This is a genomic window from Bartonella sp. SD1336NMGDW, assembly GCF_042193565.1.
Classification (GTDB): Bacteria; Pseudomonadota; Alphaproteobacteria; order Rhizobiales; family Rhizobiaceae; genus Bartonella; species Bartonella grahamii.
Window position 1 is genome coordinate 397,954 of sequence record NZ_JBHILW010000001.1, and the last position, 12,141, is coordinate 410,094.

A 12,141-nucleotide genomic window follows, 5' to 3' on the forward strand; every position below is an offset into this window, starting at 1 on the left:
CTATATGCATTACACTTATCAAAATATATTGTGTAGAAAAGCGATGGGAATACGGTAAACAACAGTTTATGCTGTGGCATATCAAAAAGGGATACTTTATCTCCTATTAAGAAAGCTTTTTAATAAAAAATAACATCCGTTTTCTATAAAGGGTTGCTCTTTTCAAGCTGTTTGAGGTGGTAAATTGCTTCTAAAGCTTGTTTAGGAGAGAGTTCATCGGGATGGATATTTTTTAAAGCTTCGTGAAGTACACAATGTTTGTTTCTTGCTTCATTGACGGGAGATGTTGCTTTAAGAGAAAAGAGCGGTAAATCATCAATGAGTTTATGTCCTTTTCCAGCCATTTCACCTTGTTCTAATTGATGGAGTACATCTGTTGCTCGTGTAATAACTGCTGGGGGAAGTCCAGCAAGCTTTGCGACTTGTACACCATAGGAACGGTCAGCAGCTCCTGGTGTGACCTCATGAAGAAAAACTACATCACCATCCCAATTTTTGACTTTCATGGTTACATTATGCAGTCTGTCAAGTTTTTCGGTAAGTGCGGTCATTTCATGAAAATGGGTAGCGAGAATAGCACGACAATGGTTAACCTCATGGAGATATTCAACGGCAGCCCAAGCAATAGAAAGTCCATCAAAGGTTGATGTCCCACGCCCTATTTCATCAAGAATAACAAGGGAATGGTGGCTAGCATGATTGAGAATCGTTGCTGTTTCAACCATTTCCATCATAAAGGTTGAGCGTCCCCGTGCAAGGTCATCGGAAGCCCCGACACGACTAAACAGGCGATCAACGACACCAATATGTGCTGAACTTGCTGGAACGAAGGACCCCATTTGCGCCATAATAGCAATAAGAGCATTTTGCCGCAAAAAAGTTGATTTTCCTCCCATATTAGGCCCTGTCAACAGCCATATTGCTGCATATTGCTGATTTTCTTGTACAGAGAGATCACAATCATTGGCAATAAAAGGTTCTGCTGCTTGTTTGCGAAGTGCTTGCTCGACGACAGGATGGCGTCCTGCTGTGATACGAAAGGTAAGTGAAAGATCAATTTTAGGGCGGCAATATCCTTGTTCTTCAGCAAGATATGCTAAAGCGACAGAGACATCTAAAATAGCAAGTGCTTCAGAGGCTTTACGAATAAAATCAACTTGTTCGGTAATTTCATGAACGAGAATATCAAAAATCTCTAGTTCAAGTGTTAATGCGTGATTGGCGGCATGGGCAATACGGCTTTCAAGGTCAGCAAGCTCTGTTGTCGTAAAACGCATAGCATTTGCCATTGTTTGCCGATGAATAAAACGTGCTTTAGCTTGTGGATTATTTGTAAGAGCAGATGCTTGTGTACTGGTTACTTCAATGAAATAACCTAGAATATTATTATGCTTTATTTTAAGCGTCTTAATATCTGTTTCTTGAGCATATTGCGCTTGAAGTTCAGCAATAACACGGCGCGATTCATCACGTAAAGCACGCATTTCATCGAGCTCTTTATGATAATTTGAACGAATAAAACCACCATCACGTTTAAGGAGCGGGAGATCATCAGCTAATGCTTGTTCTAAATGAAAATATAACGCTGTGGGTAAGTTTGAGAACATCTGTTGTACATCACTTATTTCTTGAGGCAGAAGCTCATTATCAAGAAGTTGATGCAATTCACGAATGATTTCAAAGCCGCGCTGGATTGTCGCCATATCACGGGGACCTCCTCGTCCAAGAGCCAAACGTGAAACGGCGCGGGGCATATCTGGTCCCCCTTTTAAAATAAGCTTTATCGCTTCTGCAAGAGAAGGATTACGTAGAAAAAAATCGATAGAATCCAAACGCGTATCAATAGCTGAAGGAGTGGTGAGGGGAGCAATAAGGCGGTCAATAAGAAGGCGTGATCCTCCTCCTGTTACAGTGCGATCAATAGCTTTTAATAAACTTCCATCCCGTTGACCTGATGTCGTACGAATAAGTTCAAGGCTTAATCTGGTTGCGGCATCAATAAAAAGAGTTGCACTTTCATTTTGGCGCTCAGGCTGCATGAGGGGAGGACGATGCGTTATTTGTGTTTTTTCGATATAACGAATAGCAGCTACAATTGCAGAGAGTTCGGAACGTGAATAATCAGCAACACCTTCAAGAGTTGAGAGTTTAAAATAATTGCAAATATCGCGTTCAGCGGTTAGTGCATCAAAGAGACAAGCAGGTTGAGGTGAAATGATACGGTCAAGAACATTAAAAAGTGATTTGTGAGATTTATCATGAAAGAATGAATCAGCAACAATGATTTCTTGTGGATCCACACGCATAATATCTGCTAAAAGTTTTTCTTGGCGGCTTTCTGTTACACGAAATATGCCTGTTGAGATATCAATCCAAGAAAGAGCAAATTCCTCTCCATCGCTAGTTTTTATACGGGAAAGTGTCATCAAATAATTTGCGCGTGTTGGATCAAGGAGTTTTTCTTCTGTTATAGTTCCAGGTGTTACAAGGCGAACAACATCACGCCGAACAACAGATTTTGAGCCACGTTTTTTTGCTTCAGCAGGATCTTCTATTTGCTCACAAACAGCAACTCGGTAACCACAAGCAATCAGTTTTTGTAAATAATCATCAGCAGCATGAACGGGAACACCGCACATAGGAATATCTTGTCCTAAATGTTTTCCGCGTGCTGTGAGTGTGATTCCTAAAGCCTGAGCAGCTTCAATCGCATCATTAAAAAATAATTCATAAAAATCCCCCATTCGGTAAAAGAGAAGAGAATCATGATGTACGGCTTTGATTTCTATGTACTGCTCCATCATAGGTGTCAGACGTTCTTGAGAGGAAGCAGATGAGGAGGCAGGCTGTGGAATTAAATTATTTTTATGGTTGTCTTTTTTATCCATTTGTATGAGGCCTGTTTCCTTTAAGTGAAGTTTTTACTCTTTTTTGTTTACTTCAATATCTATTTATCTCTAAATTGCAACGCATCATCAGATTTGCTAAGGCAAGAATAGCGATTTCTAATGTATGAATCAAATTTAATGACTATACGCATTATCAAGCAAAATTTACACTGTTTTTGGAGAAAATAAAGTGAGATGAAAGAGAGCGAGCAGGATCAGAAAATGTCTCAAACTGTTTACAGTGCGAGCGAACGAGAAGCTCTAGATTTTCATAGTCGTGGTCGACCAGGAAAGCTTGAGATTGTTGCAACAAAGTCTATGGCAACACAGCATGATTTAGCACTTGCTTATTCACCAGGTGTTGCAGTTCCAGTTAAGGCAATTGCTCAAAATCCAGCGTTAGCTTATGATTATACAGCAAAAGGCAATCTTGTTGCTGTTATTTCAAATGGAACCGCTATTTTAGGGTTAGGTAACTTAGGAGCCCTTGCCTCTAAGCCGGTCATGGAAGGCAAAGCAGTGCTGTTTAAGCGTTTTGCGGATATTGATTCCATTGATTTAGAAATTGATATAAACGATACAGAAAGTTTTATCAATTTGGTGCGTCATTTAGAACCTTCTTTTGGTGGAATTAATCTTGAAGATATTAAGGCGCCAGAGTGCTTTATGATTGAAAGCCGCCTACGCGAGGTGATGAATATACCTGTTTTTCACGACGACCAACATGGTACAGCAATTATTGTTGCTGCTGGTGTTCTCAATGCTTTGACTTTAACAGGGCGCGATATGCAAAATACGCGGTTAGTCTGTAATGGTGCTGGTTCTGCAGGGATTGCTTGTATTGAACTGATTAAAGCGATGGGCTTTCGTTCCGAAAATATCATATTATGTGATACAAAGGGTGTGGTCTATGAAGGCCGCAAAGAGGGAATGAATCAATGGAAATCTGCGCACGCTATTCAAACAGATAAACGTACGCTTATGGAAGCAATGGAAGGAGCAGATATATTTTTTGGGGTTTCTGCTAAAGGCGCTCTTACTCCTGAAATGGTAAGATCCATGGCACCACAGCCGATCATTTTTGCTATGGCTAATCCTGATCCAGAAATTACGCCGGAAGAGGTTATGCAAGTGCGTCATGATGCCATTGTCGCAACAGGGCGTTCCGATTATCCAAATCAGATTAATAATGTTCTCTGCTTTCCTTATATATTTCGTGGTGCACTTGATGTGCGTGCAAGAGTTATTAATGAAGACATGAAGATTGCTGCGGCAAAGGCTCTTGCTAATTTAGCGCACGAAGAAGTGCCTGACAGCGTTGCAGAAGCTTATCGTGGAAAGCGATTAAAATTTGGTCCTAATTATATCATCCCTGTTCCTTTTGATCCGCGTTTATTAACGGTTGTTTCAATAGCGGTAGCAAAAGCAGCAATGGAAAGTGGTGTTGCGCAAAAGAACATAGATGATTTAGAGGCCTATGAGCGCGATTTGAATGCGAGACGTGATCCTACTTCCTCGATGATGCGTGGGATTTATAATCATGTTCGTCAAGCGCCAAAACAAATTGTCTTTGCAGAAGGTGAAGAAGAGCAAGTTATGCGGGCGGCCGTTTCCTATGTTCATCAAAAATTAGGACAAGCGATTTTGGTTGGTCGTGAAGAGCAAGTAAGAGAAGCGGCTGTTATCGCTGGAATTGATCTGGAGCGTGAAGGTATTTCTATTATGAATGCTAAGCTTTCTTGCCGTACAGATGCTTATGCGAATTATCTTTATAAAAAGATGCAGCGTCAAGGCTGGCTGTTGCGTGATTGTCATCGTCGTATCAATAATGATCGCAATTATTTTGCTGCGTGTATGGTGGCACTAGGAGATGCTGATGCAATGGTTACAGGGGTGACACGCAATTATGAAACAGCGCTGATCGATATACGTCGTGCGATTGATGAAAAACCAAAAGAACGATTGATTGGTATTTCAATGGCTATTTGCCGTGGACGAACTGTGTTTATTGCGGATACAGCCGTTTATGAAAATCCTAATGCTGAAGAACTTGCGGATATAGCGGAACAAACCGCTTCGTTTGTACGTGGATTTGGATATCAACCACGGGTAGCATTTCTAGCATTTTCTACGTTTGGTTATATGAAAGGGCAGATCATACAGCAAATTCAGGATGCGATTAATATTTTGCATGAACGCAAGGTTGATTTTGAGTTTGATGGAGAAATGAGCGCTGATGTGGCACTCAATTCCAAATTGATGCAGCAATATCCATTTATGGGATTAACAGAGCCCGCTAATATTTTGGTTATGCCTGGATATCACGCGTCTTCCATTGCAAGCAAAATGTTACAAGAACTTGGTGGAGCAACCATCATTGGTCCTATTTTAATTGGATTGGAAAAATCTGTCCAAATTGTACCGTTTAGTGGAAGCGATACAGATGTTGTCAATATCGCAATGCTTGCGGCTTATCATGCCGCAAAAGTCGTCTAAAGAAAAAAAGCCCCTAATATACCAATAATATATTAAGGGGCTTTATGATAGCAAAAGAATAAATTTTTTAAGAGGGTTGTATTTGATTGTCGTTTTGTTCTTCAGCGAGACGCTTTTGGAAGAGGGCTGCAAAATCAATAGGATCAATCCATAAAGGTGGAAAACCACCATTTTGAGTAGCATTAGATATAATTTGGCGAGCAAATGGGAATAAAAGACGGGGACATTCAATAAAGACCAATGGCATAACATGTTCTTGTGGAATGTTTTTAAGGTGGAAAACACCACCGTAAATCAGTTCTACATGAAATAAGGTTTCAGTTTCATCATTGGCTTTGACGGAGAGAGACAAAACGACATCATAATTGTCATCACCAATTGGGTTAGCATTGACGTTAATATTGATATCAATTTGTGGTGATTTTTCACGTGTACGCAATGAACGAGGAGCACCCGGGTTTTCGAATGATAAATCTTTTAAATATTGAGTTAATACAGCAAAAACCGGCTCTCCACCACTGTTATTCATTTCATCTTCGGCCATACGACGAACCTCTCTCATTATAATATGTATATTTATTTTAGATCTAAAGACCAAACTGGTTATCACGCCTTGCAAAAGGTTGCAAGAAATGCGCTCTTTATCTTGAATATTTTTTTAGTTTGTTACAGGTTTTTTAGGCATTTCAATGGTTATCATCATTTTTGCGCCATGGAGATTCTGTCGTATCATAAATTGTGTAATCTTCTGCGTTAAGATCAATTACTTTTTCAGCGTCATTTTTTCTTTTAGTATTGAGATTCATTTTGTTTTGTAATGATGTAAAAAAATGCCAAACAACAGAGCGAATTGGTTTAATAAGAAGTAATATTCCCAAGAGATCACTTACAAAGCCAGGAAGAATAAGTAAAATTGCACTAAACATGATGAAAACATCATTAATAATATTATTCTCTAATGTGCGTCCTTGGATAAGTTCAGTTTGTATGTTTTTTAAAAGGCTAAACCCTTGAACTCGCAATAAAACAACCCCAACTATGGCTGTGAGAATAACCAAACTCAAAGTTGCTAAAATACCAATTTCTTGACCAACAAAGATAAAACCAGCGATCTCGATTAAAAGACTGCAAAGAAAGATAACAACAAAAAAACGAGGATTTATAGAATAAAATTTTATCACATGCAAACTTCCTTCTGGATGAGTAAGGGGAGAAATTCTTAAGAGCACTCCATTTAATATAAAATCTATAAAAATATTTGAATGGTAGGATTCCTTATTTTACATATTTATTGATAAATGGTATTGACTGCAATGTTTATTAGAGATTTAAGCTTTGGAGATTGACAGCGCCCATGGAATTTGACGTTATACTTGTCATAGCTCTTGTTGTTATGGTTGTTATTTTTGTGCAGCTCCGTAATGTATTAGGGAAACGAATTGGGTTTGAAAAGCCCCCCTTTGATCCTTATTCACGTCGTTCTAAAAAACAGGTTGAAGCAGAAACGACTGATAATATTGTTTCGTTCCCTCATCAGAAAAATTCACAAAAAGACGACTTTAGTGAAATTGATAAAATTGCACCGGAGGGGAGTATTTTGAATAAAAATTTGCGGGAATTGCATAAAATTGATCCTCAATTTTCTCCTCAATTTTTTATAAAAGGTGCACAAATTGCTTATGAAATGATTGTAACAGCTTTTGCCAAAGGTGATCGCAATCAACTTAGAAGCTTGCTTTGTCAGGATGTTTTTGAGAGCTTTTGTACGGCTATTGAGCAACGAGAAAAAAATAAAGAGAGAATAGAGTTCACTTTTGTTGGAATTAATAAGATCGAATTTGTTGCGGCGGCAATACAAGAAAAGGATGAACTTCTAACGATACGTATTGTCAGTGAGATGATTTCTGTTACTTATAATGAACAGGGCGAGCGTATAGACGGTGATCCTGATGCTATTGTAGAAATCAGAGATATTTGGACTTTTGTTCGCAATAGTTTATCATCAGATCCAAACTGGAAGCTTTTTGCTACAGAAAATGAAAATTAAAATACTTTTTGTTTTTCTTCCATAAGCATTCAATGATTTATGAGAAATTAAAATGTCCTCAAGTAAATGGAGACAAAAAAGAGATTTATTGGCTTCACAAGATCGCCTTTTATGGGAGACGGTTTGTCGTACGATAACACCGCTTCACGGTAAGATGCTCTCTTCTACTTCAGAAACGATTGCAAATATTAATGATAAAAAACAGCTTGTAACTCAAATCTCCTCATTGTCTCAGGAAAATCAACAACCCTCGACAATTATTAAAAGCGAAAAGAGGGCAGTTACACAAGCACAAAAGATTCATTTCTTTGATCATGTTGCACATCGTAAAATTTCCCAAGGTCGTTATCCTCTTGAGGCGCGCCTTGATCTCCACGGTTATATGCAGGAAGAAGCTTATTTTTTCTTAAAAAAATTTCTACAATCCTCTCAGCAGAGAGGATTACGTTATGTCCTTGTGATTACAGGAAAAGGACGATCCGTTGGGAGCGATGGAACTTTGTATAGATTTGTTCCGTATTGGTTATCAACACCAGCTTTTCGATATTATGTCCACGCGTTTGAGCAAGCAGGGCGTCAACATGGCGGAGAAGGTGCACTTTATGTTTGGTTGCGCCGTTTTGTGTCGGGAAAAGGAAAGTGATGTTATTGTGGTCGTTCTAGGTTTAATATTTATTTATACGTAATAATTTATTGTTTTCGTATATTTCGTAAGAGTCTTGAATACAATATCCCCTTATTTATAATTTTTTATAAATAATTATAAATATATCATTTTACATTCTACGTATTGCTTCACGCTTTTGTTTATCGCGTTCTTTAATGGAGCACATCCCTCACGCAAAACAGAATGACATTGTTGCATATATTCACAGGCTTGTTTTAAAGAAACATTTCTCAACGCTCCCAAGCCTATTTTGCGACAGCATCCGTGAAGGGTATAACGATAAATCCATTAAGCACTCCTATCTTTATACTTAATAAAAGAGCAAGATGGCATCATCACACACTTTGCTAGCTTCCAATGTTGCGACACCCCTTGAAGCCCTTGTTCCTTGAAAGCATTTATAAAAGGCATGCTTTTCTTTAAGTGTTTTTATTCTTCGCAGCTCTCATCTTGCTCGTGACGCTTAAACGAAAGATTTTGATTGATTCAATATAAGAGGCTTAAAATGAAAGAGATATTGATGGGTCTCATTTAGGTTGCAACGCGATAAATTATTTTTATAAACCACAGCATTACTCTATTAAATACACGAAGAATAAAAACATGAGAAATTATCTTATTCAAAAGATATTGCTATGGATAGTGTTAAAAGTAGTGCAACTAAATTAAAGAGAATCTTGAAAATAAACAGGAATATAACTTTACAATACATAATTGTGCAATAGCACCAAAAGATACAATTTCGTTGAATAGTTTCATGAAGAAATTTTTTCACTCATTAAAAGCTTTATTAAATTTCTTTCTCATAATAATTCGATAATTAAAATTTAATAACGAAGCGCAGAAGGCTTAGAATATGAGATTCAATCGAGGATATTACACTCTTATCCGACGTCTTTCAGATATTGGTTGAAATGCTAGCTTAGCATGAAAGGCACAATAGGGGCTATTTTCATCAGAATCTGCACCACAAAAATGAAAATCTGCTGATAATGGATCGCCAACCGGCCATCTACATGTATTTTCACTCAATTGTAAAAGATTAAGTTGACGTGATATAGGCACAACTACATTGGATTTTGTGGACATATCAACTTCTTTTACATCTTCTGCTACAAATTCTGTCTTTAAAACTGGTTCTTCAATACCTACAGATGATGTGTTTATTGGCGATACCGTGGATGTGTTGCGACGCACACGTGGAGATGATGGGCTGCTTCCCACGGGGGTTTTTTGCGTACGCGCACTTCCTTGTGGTGTTTTACCGCGTCCTGGCAACTTTAATCGGTGTACTTTGCCGATGACTGCGTTTCTGCTGACCCCACCTAATTGAGCAGCAATTTGACTTGCACTTAACCCTTCACTCCAAAGCTTTTTAAGAAGCTCAACGCGTTCACATGTCCAACCCATACCAGCACTCCATTCCGATTACGTCACTAAGATGCTCTCCCCCTTTGCATCTTCAAATGTTTTAATAATGTTTTCACTACGCTGAATGAAAGAATTTTACACTCTAAGCGAGCATAAGAAAATCATCCAACCTTTGGACTTACAAACCAAAACACATCATCTTGCTTATTATATAATAAATTACAATATGCACTCACTCTATGACAAGAGTCTTTACCTCTTGAAGAGTTTATTTAGAATGTTTTCCCCAACTTGCAAATCAATCATAGGTTAAACTTTTACTTTTGTTTAAGGATTTTTCCAAAAATGCTTATTTGTAGAACCTTCATTGACTTTTTTTCAATTGGTGTAATGATCTATTCCATAGGTGTAATCATTAATCGTAATGAAATGTTGAAAGCACCGTAACGAAATGTACCATGTTGTTTTATTTGTAGTGTTGCTTTGTATATATATTGAAAAGGTTAAAATATAAAGGAAATTATGATGGATGCCGTCTCTATACAACCACTTTATGAATGCTTCGCACGACGAGATTTGCATTTTGAACAGGGGCATGGTGTATGGCTTATTTCCGATAAGGGAGAACATTATCTTGATTTCACATCTGGCATTGCTGTTAATGCATTAGGGTATTCACATCCAAAATTAGTTGATGCGCTCAAAATGCAAGCTGAAAAACTTTGGCATGTTTCTAATATTTTTCAATCCCCTGAACAATCAGCTCTTGCTACGCGGCTTTGTGCAAATAGTTTTGCGGATAAGGTTTTTTTCTGCAATTCAGGCACTGAAGCATTGGAATGCGCATTCAAAACGGCACGTCATTATTACTATGCTGCGGGTCATTCAGAACGCATTGAAATAATTACTTTTGAAGGGGCATTCCATGGACGTACACTTGCAGCACTTGCTGCGACTGGGCATGAAAAATATCTTGAAGGCTTTGGACCTAAAGCTGGTGGATTTATTCAAGTACCTTTTTGTGATGAAATCGCTTTGCGTAACGCTATTAATAAAAATACCGCCGCTATTCTTATTGAACCTATTCAAGGAGAAGGAGGAATACGAACGGTCCCTCATGAATATTTAAGATTTTTGCGCAAAATATGCGATGATAATGGTCTGTTATTGATTTTGGATGAAGTCCAAACGGGTATAGGACGAACAGGAAAGCTTTTTGCTTATGAATGGAGTGATGTCTTTCCTGATATACTTACCCTCGCAAAAGGATTAGGAGGAGGATTTCCATTAGGTGCTTGCCTTGCAACTGATAAAGTTGCAAAAAGCATGACACTTGGGACCCATGGTTCAACCTTTGGAGGAAATCTTCTTGGAATGGCTGTAGGAAATAGTGTTCTTGATATTTTGTTAGAGCCAAATTTTCTCAACCATGTTCAGCGCATGGGGGATAAACTAAAAAGTGGACTTTTGCACATTCTCAATATCTATCCTGATATTATCTGCGCAGTTCAGGGGATGGGCCTAATGGTGGGTATTCAGTGTGTTGTGCCTTCAAATCTTGTCGTTAATGCTTTAGAAAATGAATATCTCTTAAGTGTTGCTGCCAACAACAACGTTGTGCGTTTATTGCCTCCTCTTATCATTAGGGAAGAAGAAATAGATGAAAGTTTGCATCGTATTGAAAAAGCAATAGCTTATCTTTCGCAAGTAAACAAAGAAAGACAAATATTACACACATGACAAATGCTCTTCGTCATTTCACGGACTTATCCATTTTAACGCCAGCAATAGCGCGCGCACTGATCGATTATGCAAAAATCCTTAAAGCGTCTTTTAAAGCAGGGAAAGGTTCAAAACCTTTTATGGGTAAAACACTTGCGATGATTTTTGAAAAACCATCCACACGAACCCGTATTTCATTCGATATCAGTATGCGCCAGCTTGGGGGAGATACAATCATGCTCACGGGTTCAGAGATGCAGCTTGGTCATAGTGAAACTATAGCTGACACAGCTCGTGTTTTATCCCGTTTTGTGGATATCGTGATATTACGAACAACAAAACATCAACGTATGCTCGAATTGGCACAATATGCACAAATTCCTGTCATTAATGCCCTTACAGATGATACACATCCTTGCCAAATTTTAGCAGATATATTAACCTATGAAGAGCATCGGGGGCCAATTGCTGGCAAAATATTCGCGTGGATGGGGGATGGTAATAATGTGCTCCATTCCTTAATTGAGGCCGCAGCTCTTTTTGATTTTCATTTGCGTATTGCTACTCCAAAGGGCAGTGAACCACAAGAAAAATTTATACATTGGGCACGTGAACGAGGAGCACACCTTACACTAACTCATAGTCCCCAAAAAGCAGCTCAAGATGCTGATTGTATTATGACCGATACATGGGTCTCCATGGGACAAGAATTTCGTGCTCGCAGTCGTTCTATTTTTCAGCCTTATCAAGTCAATGAAGCTCTCATGAAATTAGCAAAATCTGATGCTCTTTTTATGCATTGTCTTCCTGCTCATCGTGGTGAAGAAGTGGTTGATTCTGTGATTGATGGACCGCACTCCGTTGTTTTCGATGAGGCTGAAAATCGTCTTCATGCTCAAAAAGCAATTCTTTCTTGGTGTTTACAAGATGCGTTTTTCTCTCCACAATAG

The 12,141-nt window shown here is 38.5% G+C and carries 9 protein-coding genes and 1 pseudogene; 5 read left to right on the plus strand and 5 right to left on the minus strand.

Annotated elements, in window-relative coordinates:
* Positions 1–143: 143 nt before the first annotated feature.
* Positions 144–2,888 carry a DNA mismatch repair protein MutS gene (gene mutS, locus ACFIKH_RS01630; RefSeq protein WP_375651637.1) on the minus strand — a complete coding sequence of 915 codons (2,745 nt, stop codon included), beginning with the start codon at positions 2,886–2,888 and terminating at the stop codon, positions 144–146.
* Between the two features lie 195 nt (positions 2,889–3,083).
* On the opposite strand from mutS, the gene ACFIKH_RS01635 reads away from it, so the two are divergent.
* Complete coding sequence (locus tag ACFIKH_RS01635; protein WP_375626236.1) at positions 3,084–5,384, plus strand: NADP-dependent malic enzyme; 2,301 nt, start codon at positions 3,084–3,086, stop codon at positions 5,382–5,384.
* A 67-nt stretch (positions 5,385–5,451) separates the two neighbouring features.
* Here the strand turns inward: ACFIKH_RS01635 and secB are convergent, their stop codons facing one another.
* Positions 5,452–5,928, minus strand: a complete 477-nt coding sequence (secB, locus tag ACFIKH_RS01640) for a protein-export chaperone SecB (protein ID WP_375625440.1) — start codon at positions 5,926–5,928, stop codon at positions 5,452–5,454.
* A gap of 142 nt (positions 5,929–6,070) precedes the next feature.
* Positions 6,071–6,565: an FxsA family protein gene (locus tag ACFIKH_RS01645; protein ID WP_375626238.1), complete on the minus strand. Its 495-nt coding sequence runs from the start codon at positions 6,563–6,565 to the stop codon at positions 6,071–6,073.
* 173 nt (positions 6,566–6,738) lie between these two features.
* On the opposite strand from ACFIKH_RS01645, the gene ACFIKH_RS01650 reads away from it, so the two are divergent.
* Positions 6,739–7,431, plus strand: a complete 693-nt coding sequence (locus ACFIKH_RS01650; protein ID WP_375625438.1) for a Tim44/TimA family putative adaptor protein — start codon at positions 6,739–6,741, stop codon at positions 7,429–7,431.
* A gap of 52 nt (positions 7,432–7,483) precedes the next feature.
* Entirely contained in the window at positions 7,484–8,074 is a 591-nt protein-coding gene (locus ACFIKH_RS01655; RefSeq protein ID WP_375648461.1) for a Smr/MutS family protein, read from the plus strand.
* Between the two features lie 136 nt (positions 8,075–8,210).
* Here the strand turns inward: ACFIKH_RS01655 and ACFIKH_RS01660 are convergent.
* A pseudogene (locus ACFIKH_RS01660) lies at positions 8,211–8,531 on the minus strand (integrase arm-type DNA-binding domain-containing protein); the annotation flags it as partial.
* 443 nt (positions 8,532–8,974) lie between these two features.
* Complete coding sequence (locus ACFIKH_RS01665) at positions 8,975–9,508, minus strand: GcrA family cell cycle regulator (protein WP_375626243.1); 534 nt, start codon at positions 9,506–9,508, stop codon at positions 8,975–8,977.
* Between the two features lie 486 nt (positions 9,509–9,994).
* Between ACFIKH_RS01665 and ACFIKH_RS01670 the strand changes: the two genes are divergently transcribed.
* Together ACFIKH_RS01670 and argF are read left to right on the plus strand one after the other, a co-directional pair.
* On the plus strand, positions 9,995–11,209 hold the full coding sequence (locus ACFIKH_RS01670; protein ID WP_375626245.1) for an aspartate aminotransferase family protein: 1,215 nt from the start codon (positions 9,995–9,997) through the stop codon (positions 11,207–11,209).
* Positions 11,206–12,141 (plus strand): ornithine carbamoyltransferase, encoded by a 936-nt coding sequence (gene argF, locus ACFIKH_RS01675; RefSeq protein WP_375625435.1) that lies wholly within the window; start codon positions 11,206–11,208, stop codon positions 12,139–12,141. The genes ACFIKH_RS01670 and argF overlap by 4 nt, the downstream gene beginning before the upstream one ends.

What these genes read in the sequence shown, in the direction of transcription:
- mutS (WP_375651637.1), bottom strand. Translation starts at nt 2,888, where the DNA reads ATGGATAAAAAAGACAACCATAAAAATAATTTAATTCCACAGCCTGCC.
- ACFIKH_RS01635 (WP_375626236.1), top strand. Translation starts at nt 3,084, where the DNA reads ATGAAAGAGAGCGAGCAGGATCAGAAAATGTCTCAAACTGTTTACAGT.
- secB (WP_375625440.1), bottom strand. Translation starts at nt 5,928, where the DNA reads ATGGCCGAAGATGAAATGAATAACAGTGGTGGAGAGCCGGTTTTTGCT.
- ACFIKH_RS01650 (WP_375625438.1), top strand. Translation starts at nt 6,739, where the DNA reads ATGGAATTTGACGTTATACTTGTCATAGCTCTTGTTGTTATGGTTGTT.
- ACFIKH_RS01655 (WP_375648461.1), top strand. Translation starts at nt 7,484, where the DNA reads ATGTCCTCAAGTAAATGGAGACAAAAAAGAGATTTATTGGCTTCACAA.
- ACFIKH_RS01665 (WP_375626243.1), bottom strand. Translation starts at nt 9,508, where the DNA reads ATGGGTTGGACATGTGAACGCGTTGAGCTTCTTAAAAAGCTTTGGAGT.
- ACFIKH_RS01670 (WP_375626245.1), top strand. Translation starts at nt 9,995, where the DNA reads ATGGATGCCGTCTCTATACAACCACTTTATGAATGCTTCGCACGACGA.
- argF (WP_375625435.1), top strand. Translation starts at nt 11,206, where the DNA reads ATGACAAATGCTCTTCGTCATTTCACGGACTTATCCATTTTAACGCCA.